Annotated in this window: 17 protein-coding genes; 9 read left to right on the top strand and 8 right to left on the bottom strand. The window is 73.1% G+C overall.

Annotated elements, in window-relative coordinates:
• Positions 1-18: 18 nt before the first annotated feature.
• Together FLV34_RS00635 and FLV34_RS00630 are read left to right on the top strand one after the other, a co-directional pair.
• Entirely contained in the window at positions 19-528 is a 510-nt protein-coding gene (locus tag FLV34_RS00635) for an ester cyclase (RefSeq protein WP_205829684.1), read from the top strand.
• Positions 528-2,138 carry a PQQ-binding-like beta-propeller repeat protein gene (locus tag FLV34_RS00630; RefSeq protein WP_142645161.1) on the top strand — a complete coding sequence of 537 codons (1,611 nt, stop codon included), beginning with the start codon at positions 528-530 and terminating at the stop codon, positions 2,136-2,138. The genes FLV34_RS00635 and FLV34_RS00630 overlap by 1 nt, the downstream gene beginning before the upstream one ends.
• A gap of 248 nt (positions 2,139-2,386) precedes the next feature.
• On the opposite strand, the gene FLV34_RS00625 is transcribed toward FLV34_RS00630, so the two are convergent.
• From FLV34_RS00625 to FLV34_RS00615, 3 genes are all read right to left on the bottom strand, one after another.
• Complete coding sequence (locus FLV34_RS00625) at positions 2,387-3,406, bottom strand: TIGR03617 family F420-dependent LLM class oxidoreductase (protein ID WP_142645162.1); 1,020 nt, start codon at positions 3,404-3,406, stop codon at positions 2,387-2,389.
• Positions 3,407-3,520: 114 nt separating this feature from the next.
• Positions 3,521-5,362: an MFS transporter gene (locus FLV34_RS00620; protein ID WP_147942138.1), complete on the bottom strand. Its 1,842-nt coding sequence runs from the start codon at positions 5,360-5,362 to the stop codon at positions 3,521-3,523.
• On the bottom strand, positions 5,359-6,486 hold the full coding sequence (locus FLV34_RS00615; protein WP_222709376.1) for a MerR family transcriptional regulator: 1,128 nt from the start codon (positions 6,484-6,486) through the stop codon (positions 5,359-5,361). The genes FLV34_RS00620 and FLV34_RS00615 overlap by 4 nt, the downstream gene beginning before the upstream one ends.
• Positions 6,487-6,761: 275 nt before the next feature.
• Here FLV34_RS00615 and cmk point away from each other — a divergent pair, with 275 nt between their 5' ends.
• Complete coding sequence (gene cmk / locus FLV34_RS00610) at positions 6,762-7,409, top strand: (d)CMP kinase (protein WP_142645244.1); 648 nt, start codon at positions 6,762-6,764, stop codon at positions 7,407-7,409.
• A gap of 151 nt (positions 7,410-7,560) precedes the next feature.
• Entirely contained in the window at positions 7,561-8,991 is a 1,431-nt protein-coding gene (gene der / locus FLV34_RS00605; protein WP_142645164.1) for a ribosome biogenesis GTPase Der, read from the top strand.
• Between the two features lie 140 nt (positions 8,992-9,131).
• Here the strand turns inward: der and FLV34_RS00600 are convergent, their stop codons facing one another.
• Positions 9,132-9,881 carry a TetR/AcrR family transcriptional regulator gene (locus FLV34_RS00600; RefSeq protein ID WP_147942136.1) on the bottom strand — a complete coding sequence of 250 codons (750 nt, stop codon included), beginning with the start codon at positions 9,879-9,881 and terminating at the stop codon, positions 9,132-9,134.
• 79 nt (positions 9,882-9,960) lie between these two features.
• On the opposite strand from FLV34_RS00600, the gene FLV34_RS00595 reads away from it, so the two are divergent.
• From FLV34_RS00595 to FLV34_RS00580, 4 genes are all read left to right on the top strand, one after another.
• The gene (locus FLV34_RS00595) at positions 9,961-11,217 is read left to right on the top strand and encodes a YbfB/YjiJ family MFS transporter (protein ID WP_261985604.1); all 1,257 of its coding nucleotides are present in this window, start codon (positions 9,961-9,963) and stop codon (positions 11,215-11,217) included.
• 16 nt (positions 11,218-11,233) lie between these two features.
• Complete coding sequence (locus tag FLV34_RS00590) at positions 11,234-11,911, top strand: alpha/beta fold hydrolase (protein WP_147942135.1); 678 nt, start codon at positions 11,234-11,236, stop codon at positions 11,909-11,911.
• Positions 11,912-11,982: 71 nt separating this feature from the next.
• Positions 11,983-13,230: a sensor histidine kinase gene (locus FLV34_RS00585; RefSeq protein ID WP_147942134.1), complete on the top strand. Its 1,248-nt coding sequence runs from the start codon at positions 11,983-11,985 to the stop codon at positions 13,228-13,230.
• The gene (locus FLV34_RS00580) at positions 13,221-13,868 is read left to right on the top strand and encodes a response regulator transcription factor (RefSeq protein ID WP_142645167.1); all 648 of its coding nucleotides are present in this window, start codon (positions 13,221-13,223) and stop codon (positions 13,866-13,868) included. The genes FLV34_RS00585 and FLV34_RS00580 overlap by 10 nt, the downstream gene beginning before the upstream one ends.
• Positions 13,869-13,977: 109 nt before the next feature.
• Here FLV34_RS00580 and FLV34_RS00575 read toward each other — a convergent pair whose 3' ends face one another.
• Both FLV34_RS00575 and FLV34_RS00570 read right to left on the bottom strand, forming a co-directional pair.
• Positions 13,978-14,394, bottom strand: coding sequence for a cupin domain-containing protein (locus tag FLV34_RS00575; protein WP_147942133.1), 417 nt, complete (start codon positions 14,392-14,394; stop codon positions 13,978-13,980).
• Between the two features lie 193 nt (positions 14,395-14,587).
• Entirely contained in the window at positions 14,588-14,965 is a 378-nt protein-coding gene (locus tag FLV34_RS00570; RefSeq protein ID WP_142645169.1) for a cupin domain-containing protein, read from the bottom strand.
• 61 nt (positions 14,966-15,026) lie between these two features.
• Here FLV34_RS00570 and FLV34_RS00565 point away from each other — a divergent pair, with 61 nt between their 5' ends.
• The gene (locus FLV34_RS00565; RefSeq protein ID WP_222709375.1) at positions 15,027-15,494 is read left to right on the top strand and encodes a MarR family winged helix-turn-helix transcriptional regulator; all 468 of its coding nucleotides are present in this window, start codon (positions 15,027-15,029) and stop codon (positions 15,492-15,494) included.
• Between the two features lie 108 nt (positions 15,495-15,602).
• Here the strand turns inward: FLV34_RS00565 and FLV34_RS00560 are convergent, their stop codons facing one another.
• Both FLV34_RS00560 and FLV34_RS00555 read right to left on the bottom strand, forming a co-directional pair.
• On the bottom strand, positions 15,603-17,240 hold the full coding sequence (locus tag FLV34_RS00560) for an MFS transporter (protein ID WP_142645171.1): 1,638 nt from the start codon (positions 17,238-17,240) through the stop codon (positions 15,603-15,605).
• Positions 17,237-17,884, bottom strand: a complete 648-nt coding sequence (locus FLV34_RS00555) for an LppX_LprAFG lipoprotein (RefSeq protein ID WP_142645172.1) — start codon at positions 17,882-17,884, stop codon at positions 17,237-17,239. Before FLV34_RS00555 ends, FLV34_RS00560 begins: the two co-directional genes overlap by 4 nt.
• Between the last annotated feature and the right edge of the window lie 42 nt (positions 17,885-17,926).

Raw genomic sequence — 17,926 nt, 5'->3', positions numbered from 1 at the left:
ACCGGCAGAAAGGAAACGATGATGATCGACGAGGTAGGGGAGATGCTCTCCTCGGTGCAGGCCCCGCCACCCGGCGCGACGCCCGAACTGGTCGAGGTGGCGATCGGCATCGCCAAGGTGTTCGGCGAGCTGGACGACGAGGCGGCCAGGAAGTACGTGGCGCCGGATTTCGTGGATCACGAGGCGTCGCCGGGCGTGGGCGGCGGCCCGGAGGGATACCTCGCGACGGCCCGCTACATGCGCCGCGCCTTCTCCGAGGCCAGGTGGCAGGTGGACGAGTTCATCGCCGAAGGCGACAAGTTCGCCTGCCGGGTGACCTTCAGCGGCAGGCACACGGGCGACTTCCTGGGCGTGGCGCCGACCGGCAGGCAGGTGCGGGTGCAGCATCTGCACTTCTACCGGATCGCGGACGGGAAGGCGGTCGAGCACTGGGGCGCCCGGGACGAGCTGACCCTGCTGCGGCAGATCGGGGTGTTCACCCCCGAGCACCGCACGCCCGCCGACGCCGCCGCGGCGGAGGGGCTGTGATGACGAGGCGAGTGCGCATGCGGCTGGTGGCCGCCGCGGTCATGGCCCTGGTGGTGGGGGCGAGCACGGCCCCGGCCCAGGCGTCGGTCCCGGTGCCGGCCCGGACATGGGGTCTGCCGTCCCCGGCGGACTGGGCCATGGGCGGCCACGACACCTTCAACAGCAAGTCCAACCCCTTCGAACGGCGCATCAGCCCGGCGAACGCCCGCCGGCTCGCCGTCAAGTGGACCTTCACCACGACCGGCGACACCTCGGCCATCCCCGCCGTGGTCGACGGCGCGGTCTACGTGCCCGACTGGGGCGGCTACTTCTACAAGCTGAACGCCGCCACGGGCAAGGTGATCTGGCAGCGCAAGGTGTCGGACTGGAACGGCATCGAGGGCAGCATCGTCCGGTCGAGCCCGGCCTACGTCAACGGCCGGCTGTACTTCGGCGACCAGAACGGCCCGAACGGCGGCCAGGGCGCGCACCTCATGGCCGTGGACGCCCGGACCGGCGACCTGATCTGGAAGACCACCCTGGACGACCAGTTCGCGGCCGTGCTCACCGGCTCGCCCGTCGTCTACAACGGGGTCGTCTACCAGGGCGTCTCCTCGAAGGAGGCCGCGCTGGCGGGCCTGCCCGGCTACCCCTGCTGCAGCTTCCGCGGCAGCATGAACGCGGTGGACGCCGCGACGGGCAGGATCCTCTGGAAGACGTACACCGTGCCCGACAACGGCGGCAGGCCGGGCGGGTTCGCCGGCGGCGGGGTGTGGCCCACCAACCCGGTGATCGACCCCGTGCACCACCAGGTGATCATCGGGACGGGTCAGAACGTGAGCCTGCCCGACGACGTCCTGCAGTGCCAGGAGAACGGCGGCACGCCCGAGGAGTGCCTGCCCGACGACAACCACATCGACCAGTTGCTCGCGCTGGACCTGACCACCGGCGCGATCAAGTGGGCGGCCGGGGACAAGGTGTTCGACGCCTGGACCGTGGCCTGCCAGATCGGCCCTCCGGAGCACTGCCCGCCGCACAACGGCGGCGACTACGACTTCGCCGAGGGCGGCCATCTCTACACCGTTCCCGGCCCCGGCGGGCTGCCGCGCCTGGTGGTCGGCGCGGGCCAGAAGAGCGGTGTGTACTGGCTGTTCGACGCCCGGACCGGCAAGACCATCTGGAAGAGGCAGGTGGGCCCCGGCGGCACGCACGGCGGCATCGAGTGGGGCAGCGCCACCGACGGGCGCCAGATCTATCTGAGCAACGCCAACACCAGCCACGTGGCGTACACGCTTCCCGACGGGACGGTGACCACGAACGGCATCTTCTTCGCGCTCGACGCGGTCACCGGCAGGATCCTGTGGCAGCGCGCCGATCCGTCCAACGAGGAGACGATGGCCGCGGTGACCACGGCCAACGGGGTCATGTTCGCCGGTTCCATGAGCGGTCACATGTACGCCCTGGACGGCGCCACCGGCAAGATCCTCTGGGACTACCTGGGTGAGGGATCCTCGAACGCCGGGCCGGCCATTGTCGACGGCACCGTGTTCTGGGGCAACGGATACGACAACCGCTTCATCCACGGCAAGGGCAGCAAGACGTTCTACGCGTTCTCCGTCAACGGGCGATGATGCTCGCACCCGTCGTCGCGGCGGCCCTCCCGGCCACGGCACTTCTGCCCCTCCGGGAGGGCGCTCGCGGTGATCGTGGTCGTGGGCGGCTTCGCCGGCTCGGCGAGGCCGTCGTCCTGCCGGAGTTCCTCCCACCGGCGGCGGTCGGGTCGGAGAACTGAGCGGCACGCGGGGCGAGACCGAAACGAGCGGTGGCCGGCTCCCGGCCACCGCTCGTCTCGCGTCTTCTGTCAGGACGACCGGTCCTGTCAGGACAACTGGCCGCGCAGGGCCTCGTGCAACGGCTGGATCTCGTCGGGCGAGCGCTCGATCGACTGGAAGAAGGCGAGGCTGGTGGCCAGGTCGCCGAACCGCTCGTGGATCTTGACCGCGGCCTCCTTGAACCCGCCGACGATCGCGAACGTCTCCAGCACCGAGTCGTCGACGGCGTCCGGCATCTCGGCGGCCCGGCCGGCCCCGGCCAGCCGGTAGAGCTCGTCCTTCAGTGCGCCCATGCCGTGCAGTTCCAGCACCGGCGCGTAGCTCGGGATGGAGGCGTAGTAGGCGATCGACTCCTTGGCCCGGCGGATCGCCGCCTGGAGCTCCCGCTCGTCGTCGCTGACCGCGACGATCGGCGTCACATGGACCTGGAAGCCGTCCATCGACTTGCCCGCCGCCTCACGCGCCTGGCGCAGCGTGGGCAGGGTGACCTCCTCCAGGGCCTTGCGGGTGGTCATGATGTGCGCGAGGAACCCGTCCGCCAGCTCGCCGGCCAGGCGCGTCATCATCGGCCCCACCCCGGCCAGCAGGATCGGCGGCGGGCCGTACGGATTGGGCCCGGGATTGAAGAACGGGCTCATGACCGTGTGGCGGTAGAACTCGCCGCGGAAGCGCAGCCGCCCGTCCGTCGCGAAGCACTCCCAGATGGCACGCAGCGCCAGGATGTACTCGCGCATCCGCGGCGCCGGGCTGGACCAGGGCATGCTGAAACGCTTGGTGATGTGCGTCTGCAGCTGTGATCCGATGCCGAGCGCGAAACGCCCCCGGGAGACCAGCTGGAGGTCGTTGGCCAGCATCGCGGTCGTCATCGGGTTCCTGGCGAAAACCACGGCCAGGCCCGTCCGGATGGAGGGCCGGGTGGTGCGCAGGGCCGCGGCGGTCAGGCCGACGAACGGATCGTGCTGGGTCTCCGACAGCCAGATCGAGTCGTAACCCAGCTCCTCCGCCCGCGCCGCCCAGTCCCCGAATATCTCGGGCCCGGCAGTTATGCCGTGAAAATCGATTCGCACGAACGATCTCCTCCTCGCACGTCAACTCACGGCAGCGATGAAAACATCGCAGCGATATAGGGGGCCAGAAGGCGCCGGGGAACATGTTTCTTTAGGTGGAGAAGGGCCTGTCACTTAGGTCGTGTGGATATTCCTGGCCCAGCGCCGGCGGCGGGCGAGGCGTCCGTGCGCCTTTCCGGGTTTCCCACGCCTCTCTCCGGCGGCCTCCCGGCAACCTTTCGGGCGTCGCCCGGCGAGCCGGCCCGCCTGGTTCCGGCTCTGGGGCGGGAGCGGGGCCGTGGCGGGAGCGGAAGCGCTGTAGCGGCGCAGCTCGGGGACCGCCCAGGCGATCGCCGCCGCGGTGATCACGGTGAGCAGCCCGCCCGCGCAGATCACGAGGCGTGGGCCGTCCAGCACACCGGCGGTGGCGTCGTGCAGGTGCACGCTGGTGAGGTCGTGCAGGTGCGCGCTGGTGGGATCGTGCAAGTGCACGCTGGTGAGGTCGTGCAGGTGCGCGCTGGTGAGGTCGTGCAGGTGCGCGCTGGTGGGATCGTGCAAGTGCACGCTGGTGAGGTCGTGCAGGTGCGCGCTGGTGAGGTCGTGCAGGTGCGCGCTGGTGGGATCGTGCAAGTGCCCGCCGGCAAGGTCGTGCACGCGTGCGCTGGCGAAACCGTGCAGCAGGTTCGCGATCTGCGGCCCTCCGTTCAGCACGATGGTGAGCGCGCCCTGCACGCGCCCGCGTACGGCGTCGTCGGTGCGCGCCTGCGTGATCGTGGTGCGGAAGGCGCTCAGCACGCAGTTGACCGCGCCGCCGAGCGCGAGTGCCGACACCGCGATCCACAGCTCGGCGGCCAGGCCGACGAGCACGACGGCGAGCCCCCACACGACGGCGGCACCCGCCACGAGCGCGCCGTGGCGTCGAGCACGGGTGAACGTGCCCGACAGCAGCCCGGCCACGACGACCCCGGCGGGATAGGCGGCGTAGAGCAGTCCCGTCTCCGGGCCGCCCCCGGCCGCGCCGCCGAAGACGTCACGGGCCAGTTCGGGGAACAGCGCAGACGGCATGCCGAAGACCATGGCCGCGAGGTCCACGGCCAGCACCGCCACGAGCAGCCGGTCGGCCGCCAGGTAGCGGAACCCGGCAAGCATCCGCCCCGCCGCGTTCGCCGCGTGCTCCGCGCCCGCCGCGGCCTCCTTGCCCGCCACGCTCCCCTCGCTCGGCCTGCCCCCGTTGCCCCCGTTGCCCCCGTTGCCCCCATTGCCCCCGGTGCCCGCCGCGTTCGCTGTGTCCTGCGTGCCCGTCGCGGGAGGCGGCGGCAGTGGCGGCAGCATGGCGACGGCCCACACCACGGCGAGCAGCGCGACGGCGTCGAACAGGTACAGCGTGCCGAGCCCCACGACCGGGACCAGCACACCGGCGAGCATCGGCCCCAGGACCGACCCGCCGTAGCGGACCAGCGAGCTGAGGCTGTTGGCCGCGGGCAGCAGCTCGGCCGGGACGAGACGGGGCACGGTGGCCCCCGTCGTCGTCAGCACCGTCCCGTACGTCAGCCCCTGGAAGGCCACCGCCACCAGCAGGACGGGGACGGAGCGGCCGCCCAGGACCGCCTGGAGCCACAGCGCCGTGTACGTCAGCGCCAGGCCGAGGTGGGCGGCCAGCAGTATCGTCCGGCGGTCCTTCACGTCGGCGCGGGCGCCGCTCCACACCGCTGCCACGACCAGCGTGGCGAACGACAACCCCGCGGCGGTTCCCACGGCCGACGACGATCCGGTGACCGTGAACAGCTGCGTCGGCACCGCGACCACGCTGAAGGATCCGCCCACGGCACAGATCACCGAGGCGGCCCACATCCGGCGGAACGCCGGGACGGCCAGCGGCCGCCAGTCGACGCCGAAGGCCCGAACGGAGGCCCGAACGGAGGCCCGCCTGGAGGATCGGGTGGCAGAGCGGGGCTGCCGCGCCGTCGTGGGGCTCATCGCGCGGCCCCGGCTTCGCCGGCGGCCGTGGAATCCTCCTCCGCCGCCGGGCGGGCTGTCACGTCCGCCACCACGCAGGCCACGTTGTCGGGGGCTCCGGCGGCGTACGCGCGGTCGATCAGCTCGTCGACGACCTGCTGCGGACCTCCGGGGCCGCCGAGCGTCTCGCGCAGCACGCGGGCGGGCACGACACCCGGCAGCCCGTCCGTACAGAGCAGATAACGGTCGCCGGGTGCGGCCTCGCGCATCGACAGGTCGGGCAGGGAGGACCCGGCGCCGGTCAGCGCGCGGACGAGGAGCGAGCGCCTCGGGTGGGAGGCGGCCTCCTCCGGGGTGAGGCGGCCCTCGTCGATCAACGACTGCACGTACGAGTGGTCGTGGGTGATCTGGAACAGCCCTCCGCCGCGGAACAGGTAGGCCCGGCTGTCGCCGATGTGCACCAGCGCGGGTCGCGACCCGGACCACACGAGCGCGGTCAGCGTGGTGACCGCCTCTCCCGAGGGCATGGAGGCGGCGATCTCCCGGATCGCGCGCTCGGCGTCGCCGACGGCGTCGGCGATCGCGCCGAGCAGGTCCTCGGCGGGCACCGGCAGGGTCAGCAGGCGATTGAGCGCGTCGACGGCCGCCGCGCTCGCGCGGTCGCCGCCCTGGCCGCGCATGCCGTCGGCCACCGCCAGCAGTCGCTCGTCGGCGTACGCGAAGTCCTCGTTGCTCGTCCGCACCGGGCCCGGCTCCGACCGGGCGGCATAAAGGATCTCCAGCGTGGTCGTGGCGTCCTGCACGGCACTGCCCCTTCCCGACAGGTGGTCGACGAGGAAGGCGGCGAGCCGGTCCCGGGACCGGGTCTCGGCCGTGACCTGCCGCCAATAGGCGGCCACCTCCTCGGCCGCGTCCTGCGCGGGCAGGTCGCACACCCGCCGGATGCGCGCCAGCGGCATGCCGAGCCGCCGCAACCGGGCGATCAGGCGGGCCCGCTCCAGCTGCGCCGGGTCGTAGTAGCGGTAACCCGACTCGCCGTCCACCGCGGCGGGCCGCAGCAGCCCGGCCTCGTCGTAGAGCCGCAACGCCTTGGGCGACAGCCGGGCGGCCCGTGCGAACGTCCCGATGGTCAGCAGCTCCCGCACCACTCCTCCTCCCGGTCCTCCTCGTCCCGGCCGCCGTGGCCGGTGCCGACGATGCTGCGGCTTCACCCAGGGGCAAGGTCAATCCGCGCAGGAAGCTACACAGGGATATATGGAACGGGCGCGGGAGGGCCCGGTCTCGGCGTGGCCGTCCGGCGCCGTCCGGTCCAGGGCGGCAGGTCCGCCGCCGATGCACGCTTTCCGGCGGTATCCCGGTAGCCTCGTGGGCGACAACTCGATGGGGAGAAGGAGAACCGGTGTCCGGTCTGGTCGTCGCCATGGACGGTCCCTCGGGATCGGGCAAGTCGAGCGCCTCGCGGGGCGTCGCGCGGGCGCTGGGCCTGCGATACCTCGACACGGGCGCCATGTATCGCGCGGTCACCTGGTGGATGCTCCAGCGGGGCGTGAACCTGGAGGACGCCGCCGAGATCGCCGCGAGGGCCGGCGAGCCCACACTGGTGATGAGCACCGACCCCGACGCGCCGGGTGTCACCGTGGACGGCGTCGACGTCAACGGGCCGATCCGCGGCCCCGAGGTGACCGGCGCGGTGTCGGCCGTCAGCGCGGTCCCGGAGGTACGCCGCCGGCTGGTGGCCCTGCAGCGGCAGATCATCGCCGATTCCCTGCCCGGTGGCGGGATCGTGGTCGAGGGCCGCGACATCGGCACCGTGGTAGCGCCGGACGCGCCCGTCAAGATCTACCTCACCGCGGACCCCGAGGCCCGCGCCCTGCGCCGTACGGCGGAGCTGGACGGCACGACGGTGGAGGCGCAGAAGGCCGCGATGGCCCGGCGCGACGCGCTCGACTCGACGCGCAAGGCCGATCCGCTGGCGAAGGCCGCGGACGCGGTGGAACTGGACACGACGCCGCTGGACCTGGACGAGGTGATCGCCGAGGTGCTCCGGCTCGTCAAGGAGCGGGTCTGACGCCCGCCCGCCCCGCCTGACCCCCCTCCCGCGCCGCGTCCGCCGCGCCGGGGATGGGCCACGCGGTGCGGCGTACGAACGGAGCCCGGCCCCGGAAGCGGTCCGCCGGGAGGCCTCACGGGAGGCCGGGGAGAAACGGGAAGAGCAGCCGATGAGGCAGGGTATGGACGTGACGGGGGAGTACGACGAGGACGAGGGCGGCTGGATCGAGGCCGAGCTCGCCGAGCTTTCCGGTGAGGAGACCGAGCGGGAGCCCGACGCGGGCCCGCTGCCGGTCGTCGCCGTGGTGGGGCGCCCCAACGTCGGCAAGTCGACGCTGGTCAACCGCATCATCGGCCGCCGTGAGGCGGTCGTGGAGGACGTGCCGGGCGTGACCCGCGACCGGGTCACCTACGAGGCGACCTGGCGGGGCCGCCGGTTCACGCTGGTCGACACCGGTGGCTGGGACCCCGACGCGACCGGTATGGCGCTGCGCATCGCCGAGCAGGCGCAGATCGCGGCCGAGCTGGCCGACGTGATCCTGTTCGTGGTGGACGCGAGCGTCGGCGTCACCGACTCCGACGAGGCCGTCGGCGCGGTCCTGCGCCGTTCCGGCAAGCCGGTGGTGCTGGCCGCCAACAAGGTCGACAACCAGCAGATGGAGCTGGAGGCGAGCGGGCTGTGGTCGCTCGGCCTGGGCGAGCCGCACCCCGTCTCGGCCCTGCACGGCCGCGCCAGCGGCGACCTGCTCGACGTGGTGCTCGACGCGCTGCCCGAGACGCCGCCGCAGACGTTCGGCGAACGGCGCGGCCCGCGCCGGATCGCGCTGCTGGGCAAGCCCAATGTGGGCAAGTCGTCGCTGCTCAACAAGCTCGCCGGTGAGGAGCGGGTGCTCGTCGACCCGATGGCCGGCACCACCCGCGACCCCGTCGACGAGCTGGTCGAGCTGGGCGGCACGACGTACCGGTTCATCGACACGGCCGGCATCCGGCGGCGCGACCGCGAGCTGAAGGGCGCCGACTTCTACGCGGCGATGCGCACGCGGGCCGCGCTGGAGCGGGCGGAGGTCGCGGTCGTGCTGATCGACGCCTCCGAGGTGCTGACCGAGCAGGACCTGCGGATCATCGGCCTGGTCATCGAGTCGGGCCGGGCGATGGTGGTCGCGTTCAACAAGTGGGACCTGGTCGACGAGGACCGGCGCTACTACCTGGAGAAGGAGATCGACCGGCAGCTCGTCCGCACGCCCTGGGCGCTGCGGGTGAACATCTCGGCGAAGACGGGCCGCCATGTCGAGAAGCTGGCCCCGGCCATCGAGCGGGCCCTGGAGTCGTGGGGCACGCGGGTGCCGACGGCCCGGCTCAACCAGTTCCTCACCGAGCTGCTGCAGGCCACCCCGCCGCCGGTGCGCGGCGGCCGGCAGCCGAAGATCCTGTTCGCCACCCAGGCGTCCACGGAACCGCCGAAGTTCGTGCTGTTCACCTCGGCGTTCCTGGAGGAGACCTACCGCCGGTTCCTGGAGCGGCGCATCCGCGAGGAGTTCGGCTTCGCGGGCTCTCCGATCGAGGTGACGATGAAGATCCGCGAGAAGCGCAAGAAGAAGTAACCTTCGGGCCGGCCGGGGGCCTAGGCAACCCCCGGCCGGTGCGGGGCCTCGGCCGCCGCCGCTTGAGCCCACCGCCTGAGCCGGCCGCCTCGGGCGCCGCCGGGGGCGCCTCCCGGGTGGACGCTTCAGTCGCCGCCGCCTCAGCTGTGGCCGCTGCCGCCCGGGTTGTCCCTGCCGGCTCCTGAGCCGTGGCCGCTGTCGCCTGGGGTTTTTCCGCCGGCGCCTGAGCTGTCGCCGTTGCCGCCTGGGTTGCCCGCTCTGGCACCCGAGTTGCCGCCGTTGCCGCCTGGGGCGTCTCCGCCGGCGCTCTGTGTGGCGGCCGACAGCAGGGTGAGCGCCGCCTCGCGGGCCTGCCCGCTCGTGCCGGCCGCGCCGTGGTGCGCGGCGACGACGGTGGCGCCCTCGACCAGCATGAGCAACTGACGCCCCAGGAGGGGCGGGGCGGCGGCCCCGGCGCGCTCGGCGATGCCGGTCAGCAGGTCGATGTAGCGGCCGAGGTGGCGCGTGGTGACGGCGCGCACGGTCTCGTCGTGATGCTGGGCCGCCGCGTTCACCATCGCGCAGCCGCGGAAGACCGGGTCCTCGAACCACTCGCCCAGCGTGTCGAACACCGCGGCGAGCTGGTCGCGAGGGTCGTCCCCGGCCGCGGCGACGGCCTCGGCCAGCCATCGGCCCACCCGTTCGCTGCGGGCCCGGAGCATGGCCTCCACGAGCCCGTCCTTCGTGCCGAAGTGCCGATAGAGCGTCTCCTTCGACACCCCGATGAGGGCGCACAGCTCGGCGACGCCGATGCCGTCGAGCCCGCGTTCGTACAGCACGGGGGTGGCCGCCTTCAGGATGGCGGCGCGGGTGCGCTCCGGGTCGATCGTCGAGCCCTTGGGAACCGGCATACCCCAGATGGTACCGACCGGTTCGATCCACTGCTACGCTCCGAGATCGTACCGATCGGTTCGATCTATGGGAGCCATCATGTCCGACGCCCTCGTCATGGGCCCGCCGGCGCGCCGTCAGACGCGGCAGGCGGTGCTGCTGGCTCTCGGCACGGCGTCGGCCCTCGGGCTGGCGCGCTTCGCGTACGGGCTGTTCCTTCCGGCGATGCGGGACGAGCTGCACTGGTCCCTGGCCGAAGCCGGGGCGATGAGCACCGCCAACGGGCTCGGCTATCTGCTCGGCGCGCTGGTGACCGCGGTCGTCGTACGCCGCCTGGGCACGGCGGCCACCTTCCGGTGGGGCATGGTCCTCACCGCGCTGTCGCTGGCGGTCACCGCGACGAGCGACGCCTATCCGGTGCTGGTGGCGGCGCGAGCCGGGGCCGGGGCGGCGGGCGCGGCGGTGTTCATCGCCGGGGGCGTCATCGCGTCGCGCCTCGCCGCCCGTGCGGCCTCCGGCACGCCCATCACCGTGTATTTCGCCGGCACCGGGCTGGGCATCGTGCTCGGCGGTGTCGGCATCCCGCCGCTGGGCGACCGTCTTCATCTGGCCTGGGCCGGTCTGGGCGTGGCCGCCGGGCTGGCGGCGCTGCTGAGCTGGGGCCCCGCCCGTGCGGGGGAGGACCCGGAGATGGACCGGAAGGCGCAGGCAGGCAGGGAGACGCGGGCCGCCGGGCGGGTCCACGTGCGGGTCCACGTGCGGCCGTTGTGGGGGATCGCACTTGCCTACCTGCTGTTCGCCGCCGGTTACATCACCTACATGACCTTCCTGTCCGCCTACCTGGCCGACCGGCACGCGCCGCTCGGCCAGGTGGTGCTCACCTGGACGGCGCTCGGCCTGGCCGTGATGGCGTCGCCCGCGCTGTGGAGCCGTCCGACCGCCGCGTGGCCCGGCACCCGGGCCCTGGCCGTGCTCCTCGGCCTTCTGAGCAGCGGCGCGGCACTGGCGATGACGGCGCCCGCGCCGCCGGTCGTCCTCGCCTCCGCGATCGTCTACGGGGCGACGTTCATGGGCGTGCCCGCCGCCGTCACCGCGCTCATCAAGGCGAACACCCCGCCCGCCGACTGGACGGCCATCCTGGCGGCGTTCACCACGATCTTCGCGGCCGGGCAGACCGCGGGGCCGTGGCTCGCCGGGCTGGTCGCCGACCACACCTCGACCACCGCCACCCTGGCGTGGACCGCGATCCTGTGCGCCGCCGCGGCCGTGGTCGCGGCGTTCGCGGCTCCCACCCGCCGCGCCGGAGCGGCTCCCGCCGAGAAGACCCGCGACGTCGAATCGTCCACGAGGCAGTGAGGCAGTGAGGCCCACCATGACCACGTTCGTCCTGATCCCCGGCATGTGCCACGGAGGCTGGTGCTTCCACGAGCTGTCCGAGGGGCTGCGCCGCCTCGGGCACCGGGCCGTGCCGCTGACGTTGACCGGGCTCGCCGAACGCGCCCACCTGCTGGACGGCGAGGTCAACCTCGACACGCACATCCGGGACGTCACCGGGGTGCTCGAGGCCGAGGACGTCCGCGACGCCGTGCTGGTCGGTCACAGCTACGGAGGCATGGTGATCACCGGGGTCGCCGACCGCCTGCCCGGCCGCGTCACCGGTCTGGTCTATCTGGACGCGGTCGTGCCGGCGGACGGCGACTCCTGCTGGAGCCTGGTCTCGGACCGGGAGCGGCGGTGGTACGCGGACGTGGTGGACACCGGCTTCGCGACGCGGCCGCTGCCGTTCTTCGACCCCCGGGCCACCCCTCACCCGATCGCCTCGCTGCTCCAGCCGCTCCGGCTGACCGGCGATCCGGCGCGCGCCGGCCGCCGGGTCTACGTGTACGCGGCGGGCTGGGAGGGCCCGTCCCCCTTCACGCCGACGTACGAGCGGTTGCGCGCGGACCCCGCGTGGGCGACGTACGCGCTGGACGGCGGGCACAACCTCATGCGCGACGCCCCGGAGGACCTGCTGGAGATTCTTGCCGAGGCGGCCGGGGCCCGAGGGTAGGGAAAGCCCTACCCCCGAGACTGCCGTCCGCCGGATCGATCAGCGGCGGGCGAGTCAATAGCGTGGAGGACATGCGCCGACTTCTTTCCCGCCTCGGCGGGGACACGGTCTATATCCTCGTCGGGTTCCCCCTCGCGACCATCACGTTCTGCCTCACGGTCACCGGCCTGTCGGCGGGCGCCGGCCTGCTGGTGGTCTGGCTGGGCGTGCCCGTCCTCGCCCTGACCCTCCTCATCGCCCGGGGAATGGGCGACGTCGAACGGCTCCGCATCCGCGCGGTGCTGGGCAGGGATCTGCCCCGGCCGCGCTATCCGAGATCACCGCCCGGGGCGGGCGTGCTCCGGAAGACCGTCACCCCGCTCGCCGGAGGCCAGCCCTGGCTCGACGTGCTGCACGCGCTGCTGAACTTCCCGGTCGCGCTCGTGGCGTTCTGCGTGACCGTCGTCTGGTGGTGCGTGACGATCAGCGGGCTGACCTACCCGCTGTACGGATGGATCCTGTCGAACATCCCGGACAACCACCAGCTGCCGGAGCTGCTCGGGTTCGGCCGGGGCTACCTGGTGGACAGCGTCTTCTATCTGGTCGTGGGCGGGGTCTTCGCCCTCACGCTCTATCCGGCCGTCCGCTCCTGCGCGTTGATCAAGGCGTCGCTGGCGCGGGCGCTGCTGACCGGCGTCGCCGAGCTGCAGGAGCGCATCGACGACCTCACCGAGGGCCGCCACGCCGCCGCCCACGCGGAGGCGGATGCGCTGCGCCGCCTGGAGCGCGACATCCACGACGGCCCCCAGCAGCGCCTGGTCCACCTGGCCATGGAGCTGTCGCGGGCCCAGCGGGAGCTGAAAAGGGACGCGACGGCCGCGCACGAGACGATCGGCAAGGCCATCAGCGCGACCAGGGAGACCCTGGACGAGCTGCGGGCGCTGTCGCGCGGCAGCGCCCCGCCGATCCTGGCCGACCGCGGCCTCGCCCCGGCGCTCGCCGCCCTGGCCGGCCGTTGCACGGTGCCCGTGGAGCTGGACGTACAGACGGCCGAGCGCTATCCGGCGCTCATCGAGAACACCGTCTATTTCGTGACCGCCGAGGCGCTCACCAACGTGGCCAAGCACAGCAGGGCGACGTCCTGCACGGTCGGGCTGACGAGGATCGGCGACGCGCTCATCCTCACGATCGGGGATGATGGGGTCGGCGGCGCACACGTCGCAAAGGGACACGGCCTGTCCGGCCTGTCCGACCGCCTGCGGGCCGTCGACGGCGAGCTGTCGGTGCGGTCGCCCGTGGGCGGACCGACACTGATCACGGCGGAGGTTCCGTGCGCGTAGTGGTGGCCGACGACGCCGTCCTCATCCGGGAGGGGCTCGTCCGCCTGCTGGAGGAGTTCGGCTGCGAGGTCGTCGCGACCGCGGGCACGGGAGAGGCCCTGATCGAGGCCGTCGCGGCCCATCGGCCCGACGTGTCGGTGGTCGACGTGCGGATGCCGCCGACGTTCACCGACGAGGGCCTGCGCGCCGCCGTCGAGGTGCGGGAGAAGGTGCCCGGCGCGCCCGTGCTGATCCTTTCGCAGTACGTCGAGGTGTCGTACGCCGACGACCTGCTGGCCGACGCCCGGGGCGCGGTCGGCTACCTGCTGAAGGACCGCGTGGTCGACGTCGAGGAGTTCATGGACGGCCTGCGCCGGGTCGCCGCCGGGGGGACGGTCTTCGATCCCCAGGTCGTCGCCCAGCTGATGGTGCGGCGGCGCCGCGACGACCCGCTGGCCTCGCTGACGCCGCGCGAGCGCGAGGTCCTGTCGCTGATGGCCGAAGGCAGGTCGAACCCCGCGATCGCCCGCCGCCTCGTCGTCACCGAAGGCGCGGTGGAAAAGCACATCCGCGGCATCTTCACCAAGCTCGGCCTGCACGCCGAGGACGGCGACCAGCACCGCCGCGTCCTCGCGGTGCTGGCCTACCTCCGCTCCTGACCACGCGCGCCGGGCCGGGTGGCCGCAGCCGATCTCGTCCTGAGTCGTTCGGGTTGCCGCCGGGGCGGTCCGGAGGCGCGCCGGACGACCCCGCGCGGCGTACGGCCGGTCAGAGGATCCAGGGCGGCACGATCCGGTCGGTCCCCTTCGGAGCGAGGTCGCATGCGTCCACGGCGGTCGTCCCGCCGGGGTTGTAGACCTCGAAGCCGGCCGGTGCGGCCACGATCGCGCTGAAGCCGGACTCCGCGTCCGCGTGCCCCCGGCGGCTCACGTCGGCGGGCATGACGACGGTGTCTCCCGCCTCGACGGCGATGGTCGCGCCGTCGAGTGCGATGGTCGCGCCGCCGGTGAGGAAGGTCCACACCTGCTCGCCGTCGCTGGCGTGGTGCGGACCGGAGTTTCCGGCCGGCATGTCCACCCTCCAGACGGCCTGGGTGGCGCCTCCCTGTGTGGGCGAGGCGAGGGTGGTCATGACGCCGTTGGGAGTGGTGCTCCTGCGGCTGTCGGCGGAACGGATGAGGGGCATGCGTGACTCCTTGGTGAGAGCGGGCCGGGTGCCGGACGTTGCCGGGGCGAGCATCGGATGGGTCGCCGGCCCGGGTGCCGGACGGGCTGCCCGGCCCGGGTGCCGTCCGGACGGGTCGCCCGGGCAGGGGTGCCGGACGGGTTGCCGCACGGTCCGCGGGGGAGAAGGGCGAGACAGGAGGGAAGACCGGAGGTCAGGCGATCCAGGGCGGCACGCCGTGCACGGTGCCGTCGGGCAGGATGGCCCTGGCTCCGGCGGGGGCGGTGACGACGGCGGTGAACCCCTTGTCGGCGCCCGCCGTGACGCGCCGCGGGGTCGAGGGCGGCATGACCACGGTGTCGCCGGGCGCGACCGTGAACGTCTCGTCGCCGAGTTCGATGGTGGCGGTGCCGCCGAGGAAGGTCCACACCTGCTCGGCGTCGAAGTCGTGCAGCGGCCCACTGGTCGCGGGGGTCGCCTCGACACGCCACAGGGCCCGGGTGGCGCCGCCCAGGGTGGGCGAGGCGAAGGTGGTCATGACCCCGGCCGGGGTCTCGGATCTGCGGCTTTGGGCATGGCGGATGACAGACATCCGGGCGTCTCCTAAGATAGACAACGTCGTTGTCGGTAATAGTGAACCAGGTTGTCTATCTGTGTCAATCGACCCGCCCGGCTTCGAGCTGCCCCTGCGGCTCTTCCTGGGGTTTCGCGTACTCATCGACGAGCTGCACGCCGAGCTGGCCCGGCAGGGGCACCCGCACGCCCGGCCCATGCACGGCTTCGCCATGCAGGCGATCGGCCCGGAGGGCACGACCGCGGTGGAGCTGGGCCGCACGCTGGGCGTCAGCAAACAGGCGGCGGGCAAGACGATCGAGACGCTGGAGCGCATCGGTTACGTGGAGCGCGCCCGCGACCCCCGCGACACGCGCCGCAAGATCGTACGGCTGACGGAGTCCGGGGTGGACATGCTGGTGCGCTCGGCCCGCGTCTTCGACGAGCTGCGAGCACGCTGGGCCGCCGTCATCGGCGAGGAACGGCTCAGGGAACTGGAGGCCGACCTGCGCAAGGTGACGCCGCATGACATCTTCCGCCTCGACGTCCCCGGCTGGTTCGGCACCTGACCCGGTCCCCGCGCCGGAAAAGGGCCCGGGAACAGACGCGGGATGGGTCGTGGAACGAGGAATCCCGCGAGCAGGTGCGAGACGAGGCGGGGGAGATGAGGCTCGGGGTCAGGCGCGGCGGCGCGGCAGGGCCAGGGCGGCGGCCGCGCCGAGCACGCACAGCCCGCACGTGATCAGGAAGATCTCGGTGTACTCCGCGTGCAGCGCCGCCTGCACCTTCGCCGTGTAGTCCGCGAGCCTGCGGGCGTACTCGGCCGCCTCCACCCCGAACGGCAGCGGCGTGTCCAGGTGCGCGGTGAGCGACTGGAACCGGTGGAAGCCCCAGGCCGACAGCGCGGCCACGCCCAGCAGCATGCCCATCATCCTGGCCACCACGACCGCCGCCGACGCCACCCCGTGCTGAGCCGCGGGCACCAGGCGCAGCACCGCCGACGAGACCGGGGCGATCACCACGCCGAGGCCGAGGCCGGCCACCACGAGGTCGACGTCCATCCGCACGCCGGTGGAGGCCAGGTCGAGCGGCCACCGGGAGATCATCCAGTAGCCCACGGCGGCCACCGCCAGCCCCGCCACGGCCACCGGGCGCTCGCCGAAGCGCCGCACCAGGAGCCCGCCGAGGAACGCCGCGACCGCCAGCGCGGCGAGGAACCGGGTGAGCACCAGGGCTCCGCCCACCGCGTCCTTCCCGAGCAGCGTCTGTGCGGCGAGTTGCACGTCGACCAGCGTGACCAGCAGCGCCGCCCCGGCCAGCAGGCTCACCGCCAGCGTGGCGAGCAGCGGCGTCCTGGGGACGCCCGTCAGGTCGAGCAGGCGGACCGGCGAGCGGATCTCCCACAGCACGAACAGCACGGCCGCGACCACTCCGGCGGCCACACACGGCAGCCCCCACGGCGGCAGCACGGCCGTGTCGGGGGAGGGGTTGTAGAGCCCGGCGACCAGCAGGCCTAGTGCCAGCGCGAGCAGGACACCGCCGCCCGCATCCACCTTCCCCACGCCCGCCTTGCCCGTGCTCGCGCCTGCCTCGTCTGTGCTCGCCGTCCCCGCGCCCACCGTCCCCGTGCCTGCGTTGCCCGTGCCCGCCTCGCGGGAGGGCCGGCCGTACGGCCCGCGCCCGCCGGGGACGGCCACCTGAACGGCCACGGCGGCCAGCAGCGCGAGCGGGAGGTTGACCCAGAAGATGCCGCGCCATCCGGCGAGGGCGGCCAGGCCCGCGCCGTACAGCGGGCCGAGCACGCTGCCGAGCTCCTGCGCCGCACCGACCGCGCCGAGCGCCACCGCACGGGTGCGTTCGTCCCACAGGTCGCCGATGAGGGCCATCGTGATCGGCAGCAGCGCGCCGCCCGCGACGCCCTGGAGCGTACGGCCCGCGACCAGGGCGGGGACGCCCGCCGCCAGAGCGGTGACGAGGGACCCGGCGGCGAACCCGGCCAGGCAGGCGTGGATCAGCGCGCGCCTGCCGTACCGGTCGGACAGGCGGCCGAGCAGCGGCATCGCCGCGACATACCCGAGCAGGAACCCGGTCACGACCGGAGTCGCCCGCTCCAGGTGGTTCAGCGGCACGCCCACATCGGCGGCGACGTCCACGAGCACGGTGACGACGACGTACGCGTCGAGCGCGGCGAGCAGCACGGCGGCCCCGCCGACGCCGAGCGCGAGCCGGCGCCGCCGCGCGACGGACCCGGCCGGCCCGGCCGCCCCGGTCGCGTTCGCGCTGCCGGTGCCGGTGGCGTCGGTGGCGCCGGTCACGACGCGGGCGGGGCGATGGTCACGGGGGCGTCGTAGTCCCCCATGGTCACGGCCACGGAGCCGCCGGTGAGCGGCAGGTCGAGCTTGAGCAGGCGGCTGGTGGCCTTGTCGAGCCAGAGCGTGCCGTTGACCCCCTGCTGCACGCCGGGGACCAGCTTGGCCAGCACCTGCTGCGACAGCGCGGCCGTCACCCGGTAGGCGGCGGCGTCGCCGATCTTCTCCTCCGCCTGCGTCCGGACATCCTGCGCGGTGGACAGCAGGTCGGGTACGCCGGTCAGCACGGCGGAGGGGTCGTACAGGGCGATGAGCTGCTGCCGGGTCATCGTCTGGAAGCCGCCGGTCGGTCCCTTGAAGTAGACCTTGTCACCGACGAGCACGAACTCGATCTCCTGCAGTCCCGCGATCTCGATCTGCAGGGTGCCCTTGGCGTCGCCCTCCCGGGTGAGGCTGCCCTCGGCATGCCGGACCGGGATGGCGGGCTTGTCCTTGGTCTCGATCGTGAAGGCGACCGTCTTGACCGTGCGCATGGAATCGGCCGAGCGCTTCAGCAGCGCGGGACCGTCCGGCAGGGCAGTCTCGCTCTTCGCGCTGCAGGCGGTCACGAGCAGCAGGCCGGCCACGACGAGCCCGAGGATTGTTCGCACAGCCGGATCGTAGCGATCGAGCGCGGCCGGCACGCGCTCCCG

This window comes from Microbispora sp. CSR-4 (assembly GCF_008033685.1).
In the GTDB taxonomy this organism is placed as follows: Bacteria; Actinomycetota; Actinomycetes; order Streptosporangiales; family Streptosporangiaceae; genus Microbispora.
This window is presented reverse-complemented; position numbering and strand designations above follow the sequence as displayed.

Bases quoted from the DNA above. Each gene is read 5' to 3' on its own strand.
- FLV34_RS00570 (WP_142645169.1), bottom strand. From the start codon at position 14,965: ATGTCTGTCATCCGCCATGCCCAAAGCCGCAGATCCGAGACCCCGGCC.
- der (WP_142645164.1), top strand. From the start codon at position 7,561: ATGAGGCAGGGTATGGACGTGACGGGGGAGTACGACGAGGACGAGGGC.
- cmk (WP_142645244.1), top strand. From the start codon at position 6,762: ATGGACGGTCCCTCGGGATCGGGCAAGTCGAGCGCCTCGCGGGGCGTC.
- FLV34_RS00590 (WP_147942135.1), top strand. From the start codon at position 11,234: ATGACCACGTTCGTCCTGATCCCCGGCATGTGCCACGGAGGCTGGTGC.
- FLV34_RS00595 (WP_261985604.1), top strand. From the start codon at position 9,961: ATGTCCGACGCCCTCGTCATGGGCCCGCCGGCGCGCCGTCAGACGCGG.
- FLV34_RS00635 (WP_205829684.1), top strand. From the start codon at position 19: ATGATGATCGACGAGGTAGGGGAGATGCTCTCCTCGGTGCAGGCCCCG.
- FLV34_RS00620 (WP_147942138.1), bottom strand. From the start codon at position 5,362: ATGAGCCCCACGACGGCGCGGCAGCCCCGCTCTGCCACCCGATCCTCC.
- FLV34_RS00600 (WP_147942136.1), bottom strand. From the start codon at position 9,881: ATGCCGGTTCCCAAGGGCTCGACGATCGACCCGGAGCGCACCCGCGCC.
- FLV34_RS00585 (WP_147942134.1), top strand. From the start codon at position 11,983: ATGCGCCGACTTCTTTCCCGCCTCGGCGGGGACACGGTCTATATCCTC.
- FLV34_RS00575 (WP_147942133.1), bottom strand. From the start codon at position 14,394: ATGCCCCTCATCCGTTCCGCCGACAGCCGCAGGAGCACCACTCCCAAC.
- FLV34_RS00630 (WP_142645161.1), top strand. From the start codon at position 528: ATGACGAGGCGAGTGCGCATGCGGCTGGTGGCCGCCGCGGTCATGGCC.